Annotated in this window: 16 protein-coding genes; 13 read left to right on the top strand and 3 right to left on the bottom strand. The window is 61.5% G+C overall.

The annotated features are described in order from the left end of the window. Window positions 1–57 precede the first annotated feature (57 nt). The 3 genes from D8U70_RS02985 to D8U70_RS02975 all read left to right on the top strand — a co-directional run bounded on the left by D8U70_RS02985 (window position 58) and on the right by D8U70_RS02975 (window position 2,357). Entirely contained in the window at window positions 58–534 is a 477-nt protein-coding gene (locus D8U70_RS02985) for a thioesterase family protein (protein WP_130928268.1), read from the top strand. Between the two features lie 23 nt (window positions 535–557). After that, window positions 558–1,721, top strand: a complete 1,164-nt coding sequence (locus D8U70_RS02980) for a gamma-butyrobetaine dioxygenase (protein WP_130928267.1) — start codon at window positions 558–560, stop codon at window positions 1,719–1,721. 372 nt (window positions 1,722–2,093) lie between these two features. Then, a complete protein-coding gene (locus D8U70_RS02975) occupies window positions 2,094–2,357 on the top strand; it encodes a hypothetical protein (protein WP_016772808.1) in 264 nt (87 codons plus the stop codon). Between the two features lie 151 nt (window positions 2,358–2,508). On the opposite strand, the gene D8U70_RS02970 is transcribed toward D8U70_RS02975, so the two are convergent. Then, on the bottom strand, window positions 2,509–3,612 hold the full coding sequence (locus tag D8U70_RS02970) for a GlxA family transcriptional regulator (RefSeq protein ID WP_007949927.1): 1,104 nt from the start codon (window positions 3,610–3,612) through the stop codon (window positions 2,509–2,511). Window positions 3,613–4,206: 594 nt separating this feature from the next. Then, entirely contained in the window at window positions 4,207–5,583 is a 1,377-nt protein-coding gene (locus D8U70_RS02965) for an L-serine ammonia-lyase (protein ID WP_130928266.1), read from the bottom strand. Between the two features lie 435 nt (window positions 5,584–6,018). On the opposite strand from D8U70_RS02965, the gene D8U70_RS02960 reads away from it, so the two are divergent. The 3 genes from D8U70_RS02960 (at window position 6,019) to choV (ending at window position 9,064) form a co-directional block, all read left to right on the top strand. Continuing rightward, entirely contained in the window at window positions 6,019–6,966 is a 948-nt protein-coding gene (locus tag D8U70_RS02960; protein WP_016772806.1) for a choline ABC transporter substrate-binding protein, read from the top strand. Between the two features lie 77 nt (window positions 6,967–7,043). Then, complete coding sequence (choW, locus tag D8U70_RS02955) at window positions 7,044–7,889, top strand: choline ABC transporter permease subunit (protein WP_016772805.1); 846 nt, start codon at window positions 7,044–7,046, stop codon at window positions 7,887–7,889. Then, on the top strand, window positions 7,886–9,064 hold the full coding sequence (gene choV / locus D8U70_RS02950) for a choline ABC transporter ATP-binding protein (protein WP_016772804.1): 1,179 nt from the start codon (window positions 7,886–7,888) through the stop codon (window positions 9,062–9,064). The genes choW and choV overlap by 4 nt, the downstream gene beginning before the upstream one ends. 190 nt (window positions 9,065–9,254) lie before the next feature. Here choV and D8U70_RS02945 read toward each other — a convergent pair whose 3' ends face one another. After that, window positions 9,255–11,195: a BCCT family transporter gene (locus D8U70_RS02945; protein WP_223630511.1), complete on the bottom strand. Its 1,941-nt coding sequence runs from the start codon at window positions 11,193–11,195 to the stop codon at window positions 9,255–9,257. Between the two features lie 486 nt (window positions 11,196–11,681). Here D8U70_RS02945 and betI point away from each other — a divergent pair, with 486 nt between their 5' ends. The 7 genes from betI (at window position 11,682) to dbpA (ending at window position 22,034) form a co-directional block, all read left to right on the top strand. Next, entirely contained in the window at window positions 11,682–12,275 is a 594-nt protein-coding gene (gene betI, locus D8U70_RS02940) for a transcriptional regulator BetI (RefSeq protein ID WP_024014607.1), read from the top strand. An 88-nt stretch (window positions 12,276–12,363) separates the two neighbouring features. Continuing rightward, complete coding sequence (gene betB, locus D8U70_RS02935; RefSeq protein ID WP_024014608.1) at window positions 12,364–13,836, top strand: betaine-aldehyde dehydrogenase; 1,473 nt, start codon at window positions 12,364–12,366, stop codon at window positions 13,834–13,836. A gap of 206 nt (window positions 13,837–14,042) precedes the next feature. Further along, complete coding sequence (betA, locus tag D8U70_RS02930) at window positions 14,043–15,746, top strand: choline dehydrogenase (protein ID WP_110646284.1); 1,704 nt, start codon at window positions 14,043–14,045, stop codon at window positions 15,744–15,746. 264 nt (window positions 15,747–16,010) lie between these two features. After that, window positions 16,011–17,453 carry a TldD/PmbA family protein gene (locus tag D8U70_RS02925; protein ID WP_130900722.1) on the top strand — a complete coding sequence of 481 codons (1,443 nt, stop codon included), beginning with the start codon at window positions 16,011–16,013 and terminating at the stop codon, window positions 17,451–17,453. Continuing rightward, the gene (locus tag D8U70_RS02920) at window positions 17,453–18,790 is read left to right on the top strand and encodes a TldD/PmbA family protein (RefSeq protein WP_073476436.1); all 1,338 of its coding nucleotides are present in this window, start codon (window positions 17,453–17,455) and stop codon (window positions 18,788–18,790) included. Before D8U70_RS02925 ends, D8U70_RS02920 begins: the two co-directional genes overlap by 1 nt. A gap of 139 nt (window positions 18,791–18,929) precedes the next feature. Continuing rightward, the gene (gene mdtD / locus D8U70_RS02915; RefSeq protein WP_056786508.1) at window positions 18,930–20,357 is read left to right on the top strand and encodes a multidrug transporter subunit MdtD; all 1,428 of its coding nucleotides are present in this window, start codon (window positions 18,930–18,932) and stop codon (window positions 20,355–20,357) included. A 291-nt stretch (window positions 20,358–20,648) separates the two neighbouring features. Beyond that, the gene (dbpA, locus tag D8U70_RS02910; protein ID WP_024014613.1) at window positions 20,649–22,034 is read left to right on the top strand and encodes an ATP-dependent RNA helicase DbpA; all 1,386 of its coding nucleotides are present in this window, start codon (window positions 20,649–20,651) and stop codon (window positions 22,032–22,034) included. The last annotated feature ends 100 nt before the right edge of the window (window positions 22,035–22,134 follow it).

Genomic DNA, 22,134 nt, shown 5'->3' with positions numbered 1-22,134 from the left:
TTGGGGTGAGGGGGTTGCTCTTGATCCTAACGACCCGCCACCTGCCGGAACCCAATCATGCCCACACTCACCACCTACCAAACCACCATCATCCCCGACTGGGTCGACTACAACGGCCACCTGCGCGACGCCTTTTACTTGCTGATCTTCAGCTACGCCACCGATGCGCTGATGGACCGCCTCGGCATGGACAGCAGCAACCGCGAAGCCAGCGGCCATTCGCTGTTCACCCTTGAGCTGCACCTCAATTACCTGCACGAAGTGAAGATCGACACTGAGGTGGAAGTGCGCACGCAAATCATCGACCACGACAGCAAGCGCCTGCACCTCTACCACAGCCTGCACAAAATCGGCGATGAGCAAGCGCTGGCCGGCAATGAACAGATGCTTTTGCACGTCGACCTCGCCGGCCCGCGCTCGGCGCCGTTCAGCCCTGATACGTTGCATCGCCTGCAAGCCATCGTCGCCGATCAGACCGACCTGCCCGCTCCCGCTTACATCGGCCGCGTGATCGCGCTGCCACCCGCTCGGTAAATCCCCACTGCCAAGGAGCCGCCATGAACACCGCCGTCGCTGTTGCCGATTTTCGTACTTATCCGTTGATCAGCGCGCTCGGTGGCGTGCAGGGTCTGGCGGATCGCGTTGTCATCGAATGGGCTGACGGTCGTGTCAGCCCGCTTCACCACGTATGGCTGCGCGACAATTGCCCGTGTGATCAATGTGTCTACAGCGTTACTCGCGAGCAAGTCTTCGAAAGCGTCGATGCCGCCGAGGATTTGCAACCGCTGGCCACGCGCATCGACACCGATGGTTGCCTGCGTATCGACTGGCAGGACGGTCACCTCAGCCGCTTCGACCCGGGCTGGCTGCGCGCGCATGCCTATGACGATGAATCCCGCGCCGAACGCCTGGCCGGCAAACCGCAGCCGCGTTTGTGGCACAGCGATCTGCAGTTGCCGGTGTTCGACTACACCGCGCTGATGAACGACAACGCCGCGCTGCTGCAATGGTTGCTCGCCGTGCGCGACATCGGCCTGACCCAAGTGCGCGGCGTGCCCACCGAGCCGGGCTCGCTGAAGCTCATCGCGCAGCGGATTTCCTTCATCCGCGAAAGCAACTTCGGCGTGCTGTTCAATGTGCAATCCAAAGCCGACGCCGACAGCAACGCCTACACCGCCTTCAACCTGCCATTGCACACGGATTTGCCGACTCGCGAGCTGCAACCGGGGCTGCAATTTCTGCATTGCCTGGTCAATGATGCCGAGGGTGGCGAGAGCATTTTCGTCGATGGTTTTGCGATCGCCGAGGCCTTGCGTCAGGAGGAGCCGCAGCTGTTTGAGGCCCTGTGCGAAATCCCTGTGGAATTTCGCAACAAGGACCGGCACAGCGACTATCGCTGCCTGGCGCCGATCATCGCTGTGGATGCGCTGGGCCGGGTGGCGGAGATTCGCATGGCCAACTTTCTGCGCGGGGCGTTCGATACGTCGGTGGCGCAGATGCCGTTGCTATATCGAGCCTATCGGCGCTTTATTGCGATGACCCGCGAGCCGCGGTTTCGGCTGATGCAGCGGCTCAAGCCGGGCGAGTTGTGGTGCTTTGACAACCGCCGCACGCTGCATGCGCGCAATGCCTTTGATCCAGCGACCGGGGCGCGGCATTTCCAGGGCTGCTATGTCGACCGGGATGAGTTGTTGTCGCGGATTCTGGTGTTGCAACGTTGAACCGCGTCATCGTTCTTCGCGAGCAGGCTCGCTCCCACATTGGAATGCATTTCAACTGTGGGAGCGAGCTTGCTCGCGAAAGCGTCAGTGCAAACAACGCGCTACTAACTGAATCACAGGCAAAAAAAACTCCGATCAAGCCGTGACAGGATCGGAGCTGAGGAGGGTACTGTTGAGGAGCTGCCAGGCGAGGGTGACCAAACCTTCGTGAAGCGAGCTGGCGCCAGTGTGCCTAGTCGCCCATCCAGTCGGTTAGCCGAAAACGACCTGTTCATAGTCGTCCCGGCCACCGCGACAAAACGCCCTTGCCGCGTCCGGTCGGGGCCACCAGAATCGAGCCAAGACCTCCGTTGCCACAGAAGGATTTGCGTAATGATGTACGCCGATTTGATTGACCAGGAAGATCTGTTGGGCCAGCTCAAGGCCTTGGGTATTCAGGTGCCGAGCGGTACCACCGCCGAGCAGGCCTGCGAGTGTGCGGTGCGTGGCCTGGACAATGTTCGCGCATTCGAACTGCGCAAGATGGTCAAGGACATGTACACCAGCGGCGCCAGCATTCAGCCGGCGGTGCGCCAGGCGATCGACAAGCAATTGTTGCCGGCCCTTTCGGATTACCAGCAGTCACACAGCGCCTGAGAAACCCCTTCGCGAGCAGGCTCGCTCCCACCTGATCGTTCCCACGCTCTGCGTGGGAATGCCTCAACGGACGCTCCGCGTTCGGCCTTTTGGGACGCAGAGCGTCCCGGGCTGCATTCCCACGCAGAGCGTGGGAACGATCAGACTCGGTCTACAGCCTTACGCTGGCAAACGTCGACTCATTGCGCGCCTGACTCAGCGCTGACATCGGCCCCGAGAGCGGCGACATCACGATGGCCTGCGGCAGCGGCAACATCGCCACTTGCTGGGTGGTGTTGGAGCCGACGCGCTCGTCACGCGGCGGGATGCCGAAGTACTCGCGGTAGCACTTGGAGAAGTGCGGCGTGGAGACGAAACCGCACACCGACGCCACTTCGATGATCGACATCGGCGTCTGCTTGAGCAGTTGCCGGGCGCGGATCAGGCGCAGCTTCAGGTAATAGCGTGACGGCGAGCAGTGCAGGTATTTCTGGAACAACCGCTCCAGTTGTCGACGCGACACCGCGACATACACCGCCAGCTCATCCAGATCGATCGGCTCTTCCAGATTGGCTTCCATCAGCGCGACGATTTCCTGCAACTTCGGCTGGTTGGTGCCGAGCATGTGCTTGAGCGGCACACGCTGGTGATCCTGTTCGTTGCGGATGCGCTCGTAGACGAACATTTCCGAGATCGCTGCCGACAGTTCACGACCGTGATCGCGGCTGATCAGGTGCAGCATCATGTCCAGCGGCGCGGTACCGCCGGAACTGGTGAAGCGGTTACGGTCGAGGGTGAACAGACGTGTGCTCATGGCCACGCGCGGGAAAGCTTCCTGCATCGCCGCCAGACATTCCCAGTGCACGCTGCAATCGAAGCCGTCGAGCAGACCGGCACAGGCCAGCGCCCAACTGCCGGTGCACACCGCGCCCAGGCGCTTGGACTGGCGCGCCTGGCTTTGCAGCCACGAGACGTGTTCACGGGTTACGGTACGTTGAATGCCGATGCCGCCGCAGACAATCACCGTGTCCAGGGGCGGGGCTTTGTGCATGGAGGCGTCGGGAGTGATCTGCAAACCGTCACTGGCCCAGACCTGGCCGCCATCGACGGTGAGGGTGCTCCAGCGATACAGCTCGCGACCGGACAACTGATTGGCCATGCGCAGCGGCTCAACGGCGGACGCCAGGGAAATCAGCGTGAAATTGTCCAGCAGCAGAAAGCCGATGGATTGAGGCGCACGGTTCTGGGGTTGGGCCCCGGAGTTGAACGACGTCATCGCGGTATCTCCTCACACAAAGCGGGTGGCGGCCTCAGGCGGAGGCTCTTGTTATTGCCCGCGTCTCACAGAGAAAGCAGGCTTTGTTATGACAGAGCAATTGCCGTGCCTGAAATTGGACGGCCATTCAATAACTCCTGAAAACGACCTCGCGACGCGTCTATACGAGACCTCGGAACACGCCATTTCGAAGTGCCATCAGATGCCGCGAGAGCCCTGCCGCGCAGCCCGTGAGCAGATCGGTAGCACTTGTGGGAACTGGCCTGCAGCGGATTTGCACAGAGTGTCACCGCAAGCACGGACGACGGACGGTCGAGTAACGACTGACAAGTCACGACTGACAGTGAGGCTTGTCTGATTGCGACGCGCCAAAAGGTGGCGTGGCTGGATCGGGGTGTTCTTTTGTCGAGCAGTTTTGACTGGTCTGGCACTCCACTCTGCTAGATCAACCTGTGGCGAGGGGATTTATCCCCGATCGGCTGCGCAGCAGTCGTAACACCTCTCACCATGGTCTATCAGACAGAACTTTGAACGCAGGTTAAGGGGCCGCTTCGCAGCCCATCGGGGATAAATCCCCTCGCCACGGGTTCACGGTCAGCACTCAACCGCACTGACCGCCAAGCCACCGCGCGAAGTTTCTTTATATTTGTCATGCATATCGGCGCCGGTATCGCGCATGGTGCGGATCACCCGGTCCAGCGAGATAAAGTGCTGACCGTCGCCGCGCAGGGCCATTTGCGCCGCGTTGATGGCTTTCACGGCGGCGATCGCATTGCGCTCGATACACGGCACCTGCACCAGACCACCGACCGGGTCGCAGGTCAGACCAAGGTTGTGTTCCAGGCCGATTTCCGCCGCATTGCACAGTTGTTCAGGGGTGGCGCCAAGAATCTCCGCCAGCCCCGCCGCTGCCATCGCGCAGGCCGAACCGACCTCGCCCTGACAACCGACCTCGGCCCCAGAGATCGAAGCATTCTTCTTGCACAAAATGCCGACTGCCGCCGCGCCGAGGAAATAGTCGACGACGTTGGCGTCGGTGACTGCCTCGCTGAATTTCATGAAGTAGTGCAGCACCGCCGGGATGATCCCCGCCGCGCCATTGGTCGGCGCGGTAACCATGCGCCCGCCGGCCGCATTCTCTTCATTGACGGCCAGGGCGAACAGGTTGACCCACTCCATCGCGCTCAGGGTCGAGCCGATGACGTTCGGTTTGTTCAGCTCTTGCAGGCTGCGATGCAACTTCGCCGCACGTCGGCGAACGTTCAAGCCGCCGGGCAGAATGCCTTCATGCTTGAGGCCCTGCTCGACGCAATCCTGCATCGCCCGCCACAGTTTCATCAGCCCGGCACGGATCTCTTCTTCGCTGCGCCAGACCTTTTCGTTGGCCATCATCAGTTCGGCAATGCGCAGGTTGTGCGTTTTGCACAACTCCAGCAGCTCGACCGCACTGGAGAAGTCGTAGGGCAATTCGGTGCGATCCAGATCGACCACACCACTGGACGCTTGCGCCTCATCAACGACGAAGCCGCCGCCGACCGAATAGTAGGTGTCACGGTGCAGCTCACCGAACTCGCCTTCGGCCACCAGCGTCATGGCGTTGGGATGGAATGGCAGGTTTTCATCGATCAGGCGCATGTCCCGCGCCCAGACAAACGGCACCGACAGGCGACCATCCAATAACAACGTATGGGTTTCGCGCAGCGCCTGAATGCGCGGGCCGATCTGCGCCGGGTCGATTGCGTCCGGCCACTCGCCCATCAGGCCCATGATCACTGCGTTGTCGCTGCCGTGACCGATGCCGGTGGCGGAAAGCGATCCGAACAACTGCACCTCGATGCGCCGCACCTGTTCCAGCTGGTGCTTGCCGCGCAGCGACTCGACGAACAGTGCGGCGGCGCGCATCGGCCCGACGGTGTGGGAACTGGAAGGGCCGATGCCGATTTTGAACAGGTCGAAAACGCTGATAGCCATTGCTGCGAAGCTCCTGAGAATACCGGTCCGGGCGGCAAAAGCGCCCGCTGGCGGAGCTGCTACGCTCAAGCTGCGATCCGCCGAATGCCGGCATCATCGGGCTTTTGTCGGCGCGCTCGGCGTCTGACACCGACGCAGTCATGTCCAGCAGCGTCGTTACGTTTTCGCCCCGCAAATACGCCGTTTTTATGCAGTCGAGCAGGTCATCGGGGGCGGAAAAAAGCTGTAAGCGACGTCACCGACACTGGAAGCGACCATCCCTGTACTGGATACGACCCTCCCTGTAGGCGTCAGATTTTCACTGGTACATGATCGGGATGACTCGATTGCAAGGCGCTGCGGTAGAGCTGTCTCAAAAACGCCACCAACCGCAACCCATAAGTGCGGTGGTCCACAGTCGGAACACTGCCAAAAAAAACACCAAGGAGTCCATCCATGAAAGGTTCCCCGTCGTTGTTGTTGGCCGCCCTGCTGAGTCTGCCGTTACTGGCGCAAGCCGCAGAACCGGCACAGTGCAGCCTCGTTAACTTCTCCGATGTCGGCTGGACCGACATCACCGCAACCACCGCCACCACTTCCGTTGTTCTCAACGCCCTCGGCTACAAGACCAAGACCACCATGATCTCCGTGCCCGTGACCTACAAGTCGCTGGCCGACGGCAAGAACATGGACGTGTTTCTCGGTAACTGGATGCCGACCATGGAGAACGACATCAAGCCGTATCGCGATGCCGGCACCGTCGACACCGTGCGCACCAACCTCAAGGGTGCCAAATACACCCTCGCCGTGCCGCAAGCCCTGTACGACAAAGGCCTGCATGACTTCGCCGACATTGCCAAATTCAAGAAAGAGCTCGACGGCAAGATCTACGGCATCGAGCCGGGCAACGACGGCAACCGGCTGATCCAGAGCATGATCGACAAGGATGCCTTCGGCCTGAAAACCGCTGGCTTCAAGATCGTCGAATCTTCCGAGGCCGGCATGCTCTCGCAAGTCGACCGGGCGCAGAAGCGCGACACCGCCGTGGTCTTCCTCGGCTGGGCACCGCACCCGATGAACAAGCGCTTCAAGATTCAATACCTGACCGGCGGCGACGACTTCTTCGGCCCCGATTTCGGCGCAGCCACTGTGGCTACCAACACCCGCAAGGGTTACGCCGAAGAATGCAGCAACGTCGGTCAGCTGTTGAAAAACCTGGAGTTCACCGTCGACATGGAAAGTGAACTGATGGGCAACATCCTCGACGACAAGATGAAGCCTGACGCGGCCGCCAAGGCCTGGCTGAAAAAGAATCCACAGGTGCTCGATACCTGGCTCGCTGGCGTGACCACCATTGACGGTAAACCAGGCCTGGAGGCCGTGAAAGCCAAGCTCGCGCCTTGATTTGAAAGGCACCGCTTATGCCGGGCAGGCGTGCCTGCCCGGGCTGTTAATTTCCTTGCATGCGGACGTTCACTACCATGCTGATTGATCAGAAAATACCTTTAGGCCAGTACATCGCGGGCTTCGTCGAATGGTTGACGCAACACGGCGCCAACACCTTCGACGCAATCGCCGTGACACTGGAAACGATGATCCACGGCGTGACGTTTGCGCTGACCTGGTTCAACCCGTTGGTGCTGATTGGCCTGATTGCCATCATTGCCCATCTGATTCAACGCAAGTGGGGCCTGACCGCGTTCGTGGTCGCCTCGTTCCTGCTGATCCTCAACCTGGGTTACTGGCAGGAAACCATGGAAACCCTCGCCCAGGTGCTGTTCGCCACCCTGGTCTGCGTGTTGATCGGCGTGCCGCTGGGCATCGTCGCCGCGCACAAACCGATGTTCTACACCATGATGCGGCCGGTGCTCGATCTGATGCAGACCGTACCGACCTTCGTTTACCTCATTCCTACCCTGACCCTCTTCGGGCTGGGCGTGGTTCCGGGCCTGATCTCCACGGTGGTGTTCGCCATCGCGGCGCCGATCCGCCTGACCTACCTGGGCATCCGTGATGTCCCGCAAGAACTGATGGACGCCGGCAAGGCCTTCGGCTGCTCGCGTCGCCAATTGCTCTCAAGGATCGAACTGCCGCACGCCATGCCGAGCATCGCGGCCGGCATCACCCAGTGCATCATGCTGTCGCTGTCGATGGTGGTGATCGCGGCACTGGTCGGCGCCGACGGACTCGGCAAACCGGTGGTCAACGCACTGAACACTGCTGATATTGCGCTGGGCTTCGAAGCGGGCCTGGCAATCGTACTGCTGGCGATCATGCTCGACCGTATCTGCAAACAACCCGACGCTAAAGTAGGGGGTGACGCATGAGCATAATTCGCTTCGAAGACGTCGACGTAATCTTCTCCAAGGACCCGCGCGAGGCACTCAAGCTGCTCGATCAGGGCATGACCCGCAACGAGATCCTGAAGAAGACCGGTCAGATCGTCGGCGTGGAAAAAGCCACGCTGGACATCAACAAAGGCGAGATCTGCGTGCTGATGGGCCTGTCCGGCTCGGGCAAGTCGAGCCTGCTGCGCTGCATCAACGGCCTCAACACCGTGAGCCGCGGCAAGCTGTTCGTCGAGCATGAAAACCGCCAGATCGACATCGCGTCCTGCACGCCCGCCGAGCTGAAGATGATGCGCACCAAGCGTATTGCGATGGTGTTCCAGAAGTTTGCCCTGATGCCATGGCTGACGGTGCGCGAGAACATCAGTTTCGGTCTGGAAATGCAGGGTCGACCGGAGAAGGAACGCAAGAAACTGGTCGATGAGAAACTCGAACTGGTCGGCCTGACCCAGTGGCGCAACAAAAAGCCGGACGAACTCTCCGGCGGCATGCAGCAGCGCGTCGGCCTCGCCCGCGCGCTGGCCATGGACGCCGACATTCTGCTGATGGACGAACCGTTCTCGGCCCTCGACCCGTTGATCCGCCAGGGTCTGCAGGATGAACTGCTGGAGCTGCAACGCAAGCTGAGCAAGACCATCGTGTTTGTGAGCCACGACCTCGATGAAGCACTCAAATTGGGTAGCCGCATCGCGATCATGAAGGACGGTCGGATCATCCAGTACAGCGTGCCGGAGGAAATCGTCCTCAACCCGGCGGACGACTATGTGCGCACCTTCGTCGCCCACACCAATCCGCTCAACGTGCTCTGCGGCCGCAGCCTGATGCGCACGCTGGACAAGTGCAAACGCATCAACGGCTCGGTGTGCCTCGATCCGGGCGGCGACTCGTGGCTGGACCTGGCCGAAGGCAACACCATCAAAGGCGCGCGGCAGAACGGCTCGGTGCTGAACCTGCAGAACTGGGCACCTGGCCAAGCGGTGGAAGGCCTGGAGCGCAAGCCAACGCTGGTGGACTCGAACATCGGCATGCGTGACGCGCTGCAGATCCGTTATCAGACCGGCAACAAGCTGGTGCTGCACGATAACAATCATGTGGTGGGGATTCTGGGCGACAGCGAGTTGTATCACGCGTTGTTGGGCAAGAATCTGGGGTAAACCCCGCAGACACAAAAACGCCGCGAGATTATCGCGGCGTGATCGTTCCCACGCTCCGCGTGGGAATGCAGCCCGGGACGCTCCGCGTCCCACAACAGCGGACGCAGAGCGTCCATTGATGCATTCCCACGCGGAGCGTGGGAACGATCATGCAAAAGGGGCTCAATCGAGCCCCTTTTGTTTTAGCTGTTTAGCTATACACCCGGCCAAGAAGCTGCCGATGGCTTTCAAACTGATCGAGCACATCCCGCGTAATCTGCTCCGGCGTAAAGCCCATCAAGTCGTAATCCTGGCTGCCATTGTGCAGATACACCTCAGCACGGTAATAACGCTGACGCGCTTCATCTGATTGCGCCGATTCGGTCGGGGTCGCCAGATAACCATCCAGGCTCACTTCGTAAACGAAAGGGTTGCCCTCTTCCATCTCGACCCGCACGCCCATGCAACGCTTGGCCTTGCCCAGCAGCGTCTGCACTTCAATGCCCTGATTGCGCAACTGCGCCGCTGCATCTTCCAGCGCCGGGGTGACATGCTTGTCCATGAAGCGCTGCACCACCGATTGGCTCGGCTGCAGATCCAGTTGCGTCAGGCGCTCGCTGAAACCACGGCGCCCGCGCTCGGCCAGTTGCGCTTGCTCCTGTTCGATCTGCACGTCCTGGCGCATCGCCTTGTGCAGGCCGAACATGAAGCAGATCAGCACCACCGAGAACGGCAGGCCGGCCAGCACCACCATGGTCTGCATGGCTTCGAAGTTGCCGGCGAACAGCAGGCCGATGGTCACCAGCGTGATCACCACCGACCAGAAGATCCGCAGCCAGTGCGGCGCGTCTTCATCGACGTTGCCGCCCTTGCAGGAAAGATTCGCCATCATCACCGCGCCGGAGTCGGCCGGGGTCAGGAACAGCACGAAGCCGACAAAGATCGACACCCCGATGACGACTTTCGACGCCGGATAATGCTCAAGCAACTGATAGATCGCCATCGACGGCTGTTCCAGCGCCGTCTTGCCCAGCTCCACCGCGCCCTGATTCATCACCAGATCCAGCGCCGAGTTGCCGAAGATCGACAGCCACGCCAAGGTGAAGCCCAGCGGAATCAGCAGCACGCCAGCAACCAGTTCACGCACGCTGCGGCCACGGGAAATCCGTGCGATGAACATGCCCACGAATGGCGCCCAGGAAATCCACCAGGCCCAGTAGAACAGGGTCCACAGGCCCAGCCAGCGGTCGGACTTGGCGCTGTCGCCTTCATAGACGTACAGGTCGAAGGTCTTCAGCACCACGCCGTTGAGGTAGTCACCGATGTTCTGCACGAAACCGTTGAGCAGGTGCAAAGTCGGGCCGAACAGCAGGACGAAAATCAGCAGGCCGCTGAACAGCACGATGTTCAGGTTGGACAGACGACGGATGCCGTTTTCCACACCCGACACGGCAGCGATGGTCGCTACTGTGCTCATGACGATGATGACGATCAGCAGGTTGGTGTTGCTGTGCTCCATGCCGAACAGGTTTTCCAGCCCGGACGACACTTGCAGCGAGCCAATCCCCAGGTTGGTCACCAGACCCAGCAGGGTCACGAACATGCCGAAGCCGTCCACCGCGTGCCCGGCAGCGCCTTTGACCCAACGCTCGCCGACCAATGGATACAGCGCCGAACGCAGGGCCAGCGGCTGGTTATGCCGATAGGCAAAATACGCCACGGCAAGGCCGACCAAAGCGTAGATCGCCCAGCCGTGCAGGCCCCAGTGCAGGAAGGTCAGTTGCACTGCCTGACGCGCGGCCATGTTGGTGGCCGAGGTGCCTTCCGGCGGATTGAAGTAGTGATCCAGCGGCTCGGACGCGCCGAAGTACAACAGCGAAATGCCGATGCCCGACGAGAACAGCATCCCCGCCCAGGCGCCGTAACTGAAATCCGGGGTGTCGTCCTTGCTGCCCAGTTTGAGTTTGCCGTACGAGGAAAACGCCAGACCGACCACGAACACCAGGTAGGCGGCGATCACCACCATGTAGTACCAGCCGAAGCTGCGCGACAACCAGGCCTGGGCCATGCCCAACATTCTGCCGGCCTCTTGCGGGGCGATGATCAGAATGGCGGTCAACAACAGAATCAGCGCGGTCGAGGTGTAGAACACCCAACCGTTGACCGTCACCTTCTCGGGCGGGGTCTTTATTAGCGAGGCAGAACTCATGGCACAAATGCTCCAGGCAGTGCGAGAGAAGAACACAAGGCATCACGGAACCCGACCAATCGGTTAGTTGGCAGCCGACCGGCGGGTGATATAAAGACACTCCGAAAAAAGCCCGAACCTGCCGAAATGGCGTTGCGTATTCGCTTTCGTGGCCAAAGGCGACGGACGTTCATCCGAAACCTGGCCCCGAGCGTCTTGCCCTTTCAACACGTCCATCGAATCGCGAACCGCGCCATGCCCCGCGCAGGTTTCGAGCCGTTTCAGGTGTCGGTTTTTATCGTCATTACGCGTAGGAATTTTCTGTAGGCAGCGACGAATTGTCGCAGATCTTATTCTTTGTTGATTGAACGTTCAATCAAAACAAAATAGACTGGCCCTCAATCCGATCGGCGTCATTCGCCCCTCGGAAGGCCTAAGGAGATGTGCAAGATGCCCAAGGTCGGTATGCAACCCATCCGCCGCCAACAACTGATCGAAGCCACTTTGCAAGCGGTCGATCAGGTCGGAATGGGGGACGCCAGCATTGCGCTGATCGCCCGTTTGGCCGGTGTCTCGAATGGCATCATCAGTCATTACTTTCAGGACAAGAACGGCCTGATCGCCGCCACGATGCGGTACCTGATGACCGCCCTCAGCGAGAGCGTCACCGCGCGCCGTCAGGCGCTGGCAGATGACAGCCCACGGGCGCATCTGCAGGTGATCATCGAAGGCAACTTCGACGCCAGCCAGGTCAATGGCCCGGCAATGAAAACCTGGCTGGCCTTCTGGGCCACCAGCATGCACCAGCCGTCTTTGCACAGGTTGCAGCGGATCAACGATCACCGTCTGTATTCCAACCTGTGCTGCCAGTTCCGCCGTGTGTTGCCGCTCGAAGATGCGCGCAATGCCGCCCGAGGCCTGGCAGCTTTGATCGACGGTTTGTGGTTGCGCGGCGCGCTGTCGGGGGACGCTTTCGACACGGCGCAGGCGCAACAGATCGCTTACGAATACATGGATTTCCAATTGGCCAAGAAGGTGAGCTAGAGCACACAGAAAATGCTCGGCCCCTGAACTCCACCGCAGCGTCATCGCGGTGGTCAACGCCAACCACCAATGCACTTGCGAGGACACTATGGCCCGTTTCGAACTGCAAAAACTCTACATCGATGGCGCGTACACCGACGCCGGCAGCGACGCCACCTTCGAAGCCATCAACCCGGCGAACGGTGAAGTCCTCGCACTGGTGCAACGTGCGACCAAAGACGACGTCGAGCGCGCTGTGGTCAGCGCCGAAAAGGGCCAGAAAATCTGGGCCGCGATGACCGCTATGGAGCGTTCGCGCATCCTGCGTCGCGCCGTCGACATCCTGCGCGAGCGCAACGATGAGCTGGCCGCGCTGGAAACCCTGGACACCGGCAAATCCTTCTCCGAAACCAAGTACGTCGACATCGTCACCGGCGCTGACGTGCTGGAATACTACGCAGGCCTGGTGCCCGCCATCGAAGGCGAGCAGATCCCGCTGCGTGACACCTCTTTCGTTTACACCCGTCGCGAGCCGCTGGGCGTGGTCGCCGGTATCGGCGCGTGGAACTACCCGATCCAGATCGCGCTGTGGAAATCCGCTCCAGCCCTGGCGGCCGGTAACGCGATGATCTTCAAGCCAAGCGAAGTCACCTCGCTGACCACCCTGAAACTGGCTGAGATCTACACCGAGGCCGGCGTACCGAACGGCGTGTTCAACGTCCTGACCGGCAGCGGCCGCGAAGTCGGCACCTGGCTGACCGAGCACCCGCGCATCGAGAAAATCTCCTTCACTGGCGGCACCGACACCGGCAAGAAAGTCATGGCCAGCGCTTCGGCTTCGTCGCTCAAGGACGTGACCATGGAACTGGGCGGCAAGTCGCCGCTGATCATCTGCGACGACGCCGATCTTGATCGCGCTGCCGACACGGCGATGATGGCCAACTTCTACAGCTCCGGTCAGGTCTGCACCAACGGCACTCGCGTATTCGTACCGGCGCACCTGAAAGCGGCGTTCGAGGCCAAGATCGTTGAGCGCGTTGCCCGCATCCGCGTTGGCAACCCGGAAGACGAAAACACCAACTTCGGCCCGCTGGTCAGCTTCCCGCACATGGAAAGCGTGTTGGCTTACATCGCCAAAGGTAAAGAAGAAGGCGCACGCGTGCTGTGCGGCGGCGGTCGTCTGACCGACGGCGAATTCGCCAAAGGTGCGTTCGTGGCGCCAACCGTGTTCACCGACTGCACCGACGATATGACCATCGTCCGCGAAGAAATCTTCGGCCCGGTGATGGCGATCCTCTCCTACGAAACCGAAGAAGAAGTGATCCGCCGCGCCAACGACACCGACTTCGGCCTGGCCGCCGGTATCGTTACCAAAGACCTGAACCGCGCCCACCGCGTGATCCATCAACTGGAAGCCGGTATCTGCTGGATCAACGCCTGGGGCGAGTCCGACGCGAAAATGCCGGTCGGCGGCTACAAGCAGTCGGGTGTTGGCCGTGAGAACGGAATCAGCTCGCTGAACAACTTCACCCGCATCAAATCGGTACAGGTCGAACTGGGCGATTACGTCTCGGTGTTCTGATCTGACTCAGAGTCCGGGTGGGGCCATTGTGGCGAGGGGATTCATCCCCGTCGGGCTGCGAAGCGGCCCCCCTCCAGACACTGCAATTCTCCAGACAGAACCAGTCGCTGACTCTGCGACTGCTGCGCAGCCGAACGGGGATAAATCCCCTCGCCACAGGTGCGCGGTCACAGTTGACCTGACCAACTTCAAAGAGGGTGCATTCAATGTCCCAAGAATTCGATTACATCATCATCGGTGCCGGCTCGGCCGGTAACACTCTGGCGACCCGTCTGACTGAAGACGAAGGCGTCACCGTTCTGCTGCTCGAAGCCGGGGGGCCGGACTACCGCCTCGACTTCCGCACGCAAATGCCCGCCGCGCTGGCCTTCCCGCTGCAGGGTCGTCGCTACAACTGGGCCTACGAAACCGATCCAGAGCCGCACATGGACGGTCGCCGGATGGAATGCGGTCGCGGCAAGGGCCTGGGTGGCTCTTCGCTGATCAACGGCATGTGCTACATCCGTGGCAACGCGATGGACTACGACGGCTGGGCGAAACTGCCGGGCCTGGAAGACTGGTCGTACCTCGATTGCCTGCCGTATTTCCGCAAAGCCGAAACCCGTGACATCGGCCCGAACGATTACCACGGTGGCGACGGCCCGGTCAGCGTGACCACGCCGAAAGCCGGCAACAACCCGCTGTTCCACGCCATGGTTGAAGCCGGCGTGCAGGCCGGTTACCCGCGTACCGAAGACCTCAACGGTTACCAGCAGGAAGGCTTCGGCCCGATGGACCGCACCGTGACGCCGAACGGCCGCCGTGCTTCCACCGCCCGTGGCTACCTCGACATCGCCAAAAAACGCTCGACCCTGACCATCGTCACCCACGCCCTGACCGACAAGATTCTCTTTGAAGGCAAGCGTGCGGTCGGCGTGCGTTACCTGATCGGTGACGCTGAAGAACGTGTTGAAGCCAAGGCGCGCAAGGAAGTGCTGCTGTGCTCCGGCGCCATCGCTTCGCCGCAGATTCTGCAGCGCTCCGGTGTCGGCCCGGCGAAACTGCTGGAAAGCCTCGACATCCCGGTGGTCCACGATCTGCCGGGCGTCGGTGAAAACCTGCAGGATCACCTTGAGCTGTACCTGCAATACGCCTGCACCCAACCGGTTTCGCTGTATCCATCGCTGCTCTGGTACAACCAGCCGGCGATCGGTGCCGAGTGGCTGTTCAACGGCACCGGCATCGGCGCCAGCAACCAGTTCGAGGCCGGCGGTTTCATTCGTTCGCGTCCGGAATTCGAATGGCCGAACATCCAGTACCACTTCCTGCCGGTGGCGATTAACTACAACGGCAGCAACGGCGTGAAAGAACACGGTTTCCAAGCGCACATGGGTTCCATGCGCTCGCCGAGCCGTGGCCGCATCCAGGTCAAATCCAAGGATCCGCGCCAGCACCCGAGCATCCTGTTCAACTACATGGCCACCGAGCAGGACTGGCAGGAATTTCGCGACGGCATCCGCCTGACCCGCGAGATCATGCAGCAGCCGGCCCTCGACGCGTTCCGTGGTCGCGAAATCAGCCCGGGCATCGAAGTGCAAACCGATGAACAGCTCGACAAGTTCATCCGCGAGCACGCCGAAACCGCGTTCCACCCGTCCTGCTCGTGCAAGATGGGCACCGACGAGATGGCCGTGGTCGATGGCGAAGGTCGTGTGCACGGCATGCAGAGCCTGCGCGTGGTCGATGCCTCGATCATGCCGATCATCACCACCGGCAACCTCAACGCGCCGACGATCATGATGGCCGAGAAAATCGCCGACAAGATCCGTGGCCGCAAGCCGCTGCCGCGCAGCAATGCTGCGTACTACGTTGCGAACGGCGCCCCGGTCAAGGGCAAGCCGATGCGGGATATCACACCGGTTACGCAGTAAGTCGTAATACCTCCCCTGATCGTTCCCACGCTCTGCGTGGGAATGCATCCCGGGACGCTCCGCGTCCCAAAGCGGACGCAGAGCGTCCATGGCGGCATTCCCACGCAGAGCGTGGGAACGATCTGCTATCGAGCACAGTAAATCCTCCTACACCCCCTCTTCACTTGATCCTACCCCCACGCAGGCCTACTCTAGACCTCGCGCAACCGTTTCACCCCTCCCCGCTGTCGCCATGCCGCTACTCCATTACAAGGAGGTTCCCGAATGTTCGATTTCCACCCCCAGCTCAAGCAGCGCTTTGCTGCCTTGCGCACGGGCGCTGAATTTTTTTCCCTGCGGTATGTGCGCGAGTCCGGGCAGTTTCTGTCGGTGCGCAAGAACGTCGCCGAACCGCCGAGTTTGAGCCGCGATGAAGGGGCGATGCTCACCGTCCGGGTCAATGGCGTCGAAGCCTATGCGGCGACCAATGACCTCTCGCAACAAGGCCTGCAAGCCGCTCTCGAGCGCGCCGAGCAACAGGCCCGCCGGCTCAAGCCGCACGCCTTGCTCGATCTGCGCGAGCAGCCGCTTTCCAGCGATCGCGCTGATTATTTTTCACCCAATCTCGAACAGCCCTTCCCGTCCCTGAGCGAATGCTTCGATCTGCTCGGTGCGGAATCCGCCTCGGTGCCCAAGGATGAACGCCTGGTCAATTGGCAGGTGAGCATCGGCATCACTAACGTCGAGCAGATCTACCTGAGCAGCGCCGGCGCCGAATTGCGCCAGGCCCAGCGCTTCGTTTATCCGAGCCTCGACGTCACCGCCTACGACGGCAACGACAGCCAGACCCGCAGCCTCGGCCGGGAGAACTTCGGCCAGCAGGGTGGCGCCGATGTCATCAGCCGCTGCGGTCTGGTCGGTGCCGGTCCGCAAGTCGCCGACCAGGCCCTGCAACTGCTGCTCGCGCCGAACACCCCGCAAGGCCCGCGCGACTTGCTGCTGATGCCTGATCAGATGATGCTGCAGATCCATGAATCCATCGGTCACCCGCTGGAGCTCGACCGCATCCTCGGCGATGAGCGCAATTACGCCGGCACCAGTTTCGTCAAGACCAGCGATTTCGGCAGCCTGCAATACGGCTCCAACCTGCTCAACGTAACCTTCGACCCGGGCATCCCGGAAGAACTCGCCAGCTACGGCCATGACGACGATGGCACTGCGGCGAGCAAACAATTCCTGATCCGCGACGGCCTGTTGCTGCGGCCATTGGGCGGGGCGCTGTCGCAATATCGCGCCGGCCTCGATGGCGTTGCCAACAGCCGCGCCTGCGGCTGGAACCGGCCACCGATCGACCGCATGGCCAACCTCAACATCGAGCCGGGCGATCAGACGCTGGAGCAGATGATCGGTGGTATCGAGCACGGCATCCTGATGAGCACCAATCGCTCGTGGTCGATCGACGATGCGCGCAACAAATTCCAGTTCGGCTGCGAATGGGGCCAGTTGATCGAGCATGGTGAACTTAAAGGCGTGGTGAAAAATCCCAACTACCGGGCCATTTCCGCGCACTTCTGGAAGAGCCTGCGCGCCGTCGGCGATGCCAACACCGTCAAGGTGCTGGGCACGCCGAACTGCGGCAAGGGCGAACCGAACCAGGTGATTCGCGTCGGCCACGCTTCGCCGGCCTGCGTATTCAGCAACATTGATGTGTTTGGGGGAGACGCCTGATGAGCATTTCGAAGCGTCAGTCCGACGCCTTCAAGGTCATGGTCAACTGGCTGCGCGACAGCGTGCGCGAGCCGGAACAGTTCACGCTCAGCTACGCCGCCGAAGCCTCGGCGTTCGTGCGCTTCAATCACGCCAAGGTGCGCCAGGCCGGGCAAGTGCAGCAGGCCAACGTCGGCCTGAAACTGATCGACGACGGTCGCCACGCCGACCTGCAGATCACCTTGTCCGGGGATCAGGAAGCCGATCTGCAACGGCTCGCCGAGGGCCTGCAACAACTGCGCGAAACCCTGCCGCTGCTGCCGCAGGATCCGTACCTGTTGCTCAATCACAACAGCTGGCAGAGCACGCACGTACAAGCGCATCCGCTGCCGGACACCGAAGATGTCGTCGGGCAAATCTGCGCCGCCGCTGAAGGTCTCGATCTGGTCGGCTTCTATGCTGCCGGCCCGATCAGCCGCGGTTTCGCCAGTTCCGCCGGCGCGTTCGGCTGGCATGAAGCCAACAGCTTCAATTTCGACTTCAGCCTGTTCCACGAAAACGGCGAAGCGGTGAAGGCCAGCTACGCCGGGCACGACTGGAGCGACGAAGGGTTTGCCCGGCGTTTCGCCCAGGCCCGCGAACAGCTGGAGTTTCTCGGCCGACCGTTACGCACTTTGGCACCGGGACAGTACCGCGCCTATCTGGCACCGGCAGCGCTGGAAGAAATCATGGGCATGCTCAGTTGGGGCGGGTTCTCGGCGCAATCGATCGCCAGCAAGAGCAGTCCGTTGCAGAAACTCTACGTCGGCGATCAGGCGTTCAGTCCGCTGGTGTCGCTGGATGAGAAAGTCAGCGAATCCCTGAGCCCGGCGTTTTCCGCCGAGGGTTATCCGCGCAGCGATCTGCGTCTGATCATCGAAGGCCGGGCCGGTGATCAACTGGTCGGCTCGCGCAGCGCCGCCGAATACGGTCTGGCGGCGAACGGTGCGGGCGGTGGCGAGATGCCCAGTGCATTGAACATGGCCGCCGGTGATCTGTCGCAAGCAGAGATCCTCAAGCAGTTGGGCACCGGGCTGTACATCAGCAATCTGTGGTACCTGAACTACTCGGACCAACCGGCGGCGCGCATGACCGGCATGACCCGCTTCGCGACCTTCTGGGTCGAGAACGGCGAGATCCAGGCGCCGGTCAGCACCATGCGTTTCGATGACAGCGCCTACAACCTGCTCGGCTCGCAGCTGGAAGCGTTGACTACCGAGCGTGAATTGCTGCTCTCGGCGAGTACCTACAGTCAGCGCAATACCTCGTCATCGCTGTTGCCGGGGGCGCTGGTCAGCCGGTTGACCCTGACCCTCTGACGGCGATCGTTCCCACGCTCCGCGTGGGAATGCAGCCCGGGACGCTCCGCGTCCCAGCCAAAAGCGGACGCAGAGCGTCCGTTGAGGCATTCCCACGCAGAGCGTGGGAACGATCATCAAACAGACCACACGAGGTTCCATGCCCAACCGCCCGCCTCTCGACGCCATCACCGCCCGCTGGTTGCCGTGGGTCGTCGCCATCGCCTTCTTCATGCAGTCCCTCGACGGGACCATCCTCAACACCGCGCTGCCGGCCATGGCCAGCGATCTGGCCGAAGACCCGTTGCGCATGCAGGGTGTGATCATCGCCTACATGCTCACCGTGGCCCTGCTGATCCCGGCCTCCGGCTGGATCGCCGACCGCTTCGGCACCAAGAAAATCTTCTTCGGCGCGATTCTGCTGTTCAGTTTCGGCTCGTTGCTGTGCGCGTTATCCAGCAGCCTGAGCATGCTCATCGGTGCGCGGGTGATTCAGGGCCTCGGCGGTGCGCTGATGCTGCCAGTCGGGCGACTGGTGGTGCTGCGTGCCTACCCGCGCTCGGAACTGGTGCGGATCATGGGTTTCATCACCATTCCCGGCCTGCTCGGCCCGCTGATCGGCCCGACCATGGGCGGCTGGATGGTGGAATACGTGACGTGGCACTGGATCTTCCTGATCAATCTGCCGGTCGGGGTGATCGGCTGTTATGCGGTGTGGAAATTCATTCCCGACCTGCGCGGCACGGAGCGCACGCGCTTCGATAGCCTCGGTTTTCTGCTGTTCGGCGCGGCGATGATCCTCATCACCATCGCCATGGAAGGCCTTGGCGAACTGCACCTGCCGCACCTGCGGGTGATGTTGCTGCTGTTCGCCGGCATGGCCTGTCTGGCGGCGTACTGGCTGCGCGCCGGGCATATCGAGAATCCGCTGTTTGCGCCGTCACTGTTCAAGACCCGCACCTTCGCCGTCGGCATTCTCGGTAACCTGTTTGCGCGACTGGGCAGCGGTGCTCTGCCATTTCTGGTGCCACTGCTGCTGCAAGTCGCGTTGGGCTATTCGCCGTCGCAAGCCGGGATGAGCATGTTGCCGCTGGCCGCTGCGGCGATGGTCGCCAAGTGGGTCGCGCGGCCGCTGATCGAACGCCTCGGCTATCGCATCGTCCTCACCGGCAACACCCTGGCGCTGGGGATCATGCTGGCGAGCATGGGGCTGGTCAGCGAACAGACGCCGTACTGGCTGCTGCTGTGCCTGCTAGCCGTGCTAGGTGCGATCAACTCGCTGCAATTCACCGCGATGAATACGGTGACGCTGATCGACCTCGACGATGCCAGCGCCAGCAGCGGCAACAGTCTGCTGTCGGTGGTCGCGCAGTTGTCGCTGAGCCTCGGCGTGGCTTGCGCCGGCGCGCTGCTCGGCGGCTTCACTGCGAAGGTCGGCAACGATGGCGTGGAAACCGTGCTCGGCGCGTTCCAGCTGACCTTCGTCACGGTCGGCGTGATGGCGATGCTGGCGGCGACGATTTTCTCGCAGCTGTCCAAGGAAGACGGGCGCCGGGCGAAACGGCCACAGGAGCACATCGAACACTGATTGTGCTGGAGGACATCTGTGGCTGTTGAAGGACTTCCGTGGCGAGGGGATTTATCCCCGCTGGGTTGCGCAGCAGCCCCAAAAAGGTTGGATGCGGTCAGCCGGATGAATCGAGGTGGCAGGTATTGGGGGTGCTGCGCACCCCATCGGGGATAAATCCCCTCGCCACAGATAAATCCCCTCGCCACAGGTATCCCTGCCTCGGGTTCAATCGCTGTTCGTCCAGAACTGTCGAGGAAACTGGCACGGGGCTGCTACACTGCGCGACATTTTGTTTTGCAGGCCAGTCCCGTGACCACCATCGCCACCGCTTTTAATACTCTGCCGCTGTCCGCCGCCATGCTGGCTAACCTCGAATCACTCGGTTATGCCCAGATGACGCCGATCCAGGCGCAGAGCTTGCCGGTGATCCTCAAGGGGATGGACCTGATCGCCCAGGCCAAGACCGGCAGCGGCAAGACCGCCGCGTTCGGCATCGGCCTGCTCAACCCGATCAACCCGCGCTACTTCGGGTGCCAGGCGCTGGTGATTTGCCCGACCCGCGAACTGGCCGACCAGGTGGCCAAGGAAGTCCGTCGTCTGGCCCGCGCCGAAGACAACATCAAGGTCCTGACCCTGTGCGGTGGCGTATCGTTCGGTCCGCAGATCGCTTCGCTGGAACACGGCGCACACATTATCGTCGGCACCCCGGGGCGCATTCAGCAGCACTTGCGCAAGGGTTCGCTGGTGCTCGATGGCCTGAACACGCTGATCCTCGACGAAGCCGACCGCATGCTCGACATGGGTTTCTACGACGCGATCGAAGACATCATCATCAAGACCCCGGAGCGTCGCCAGACTCTGCTGTTCTCCGCGACCTACCCGGTGGGCATCAAGCAACTGGCCTCGAAATTCATGCGCGATCCGCAGACCGTCAAGGCTGAAGCCTTCCACGACGACACGCAGATCGAGCAGCGCTTCTACGAGATCTCGCCGGAAGAGCGCATGAGCGCGGTGACCAAAGTCCTGCACCACTTCCGTCCGGCGTCCTGCGTGGCGTTCTGCTTCACCAAGCAGCAAGTGCAGGAAACCGTCGATCACCTGACCGCCAAAGGCATTTCCGCTGTTGGCCTGCACGGCGATCTGGAACAGCGTGACCGCGATCAGGTGCTGGCAATGTTCGCCAACCGCAGCACCTCGGTGCTGGTTGCCACCGACGTCGCGGCCCGTGGTCTGGATATCGATGCGCTGGACATGGTGATCAACGTCGAGCTGGCGCGCGATTCGGAAATCCATATCCACCGCGTCGGCCGTACCGGTCGCGCGGGCGAGAAAGGCATCGCCATCAGCCTGGTCGCGCCGTCCGAAGCTCATCGTGCGCAAGCCATCGAACAACTGCAGAAAGCGCCGCTGAACTGGGATCAGATCGACAACCTCAAGTCCCAGGGCCTGGCGCCGCTGCAACCGCCGATGACCACTCTGTGCATCGGCGCTGGCCGCAAAGACAAAGTGCGCCCGGGCGACATTCTTGGCGCACTGACCGGCGAAGCGGGCATTCCCGGTGCGCAGGTCGGCAAGATCGCGATCTTCGATTTCCAGGCCTACGTCGCTGTCGAGCGCACCGTGGCCATGCAGGCCTTGCAGCGCCTGAACGACGGCAAGATCAAGGGCCGCTCGTTGCGCGTGCGTATTCTCTGACCTGATCGTTCCCACGCTCTGCGTGGGAATGCATCCCGTGACGCTCCGCGTCACATAACAACGGACGCAGAGCGTCCATGGCGGCATTCCCACGCAGAGC

This window comes from Pseudomonas sp. Sample_20 (assembly GCF_004307585.1).
Classification (GTDB): domain Bacteria; phylum Pseudomonadota; class Gammaproteobacteria; order Pseudomonadales; family Pseudomonadaceae; genus Aquipseudomonas; species Aquipseudomonas atacamensis.
This window is presented reverse-complemented; position numbering and strand designations above follow the sequence as displayed.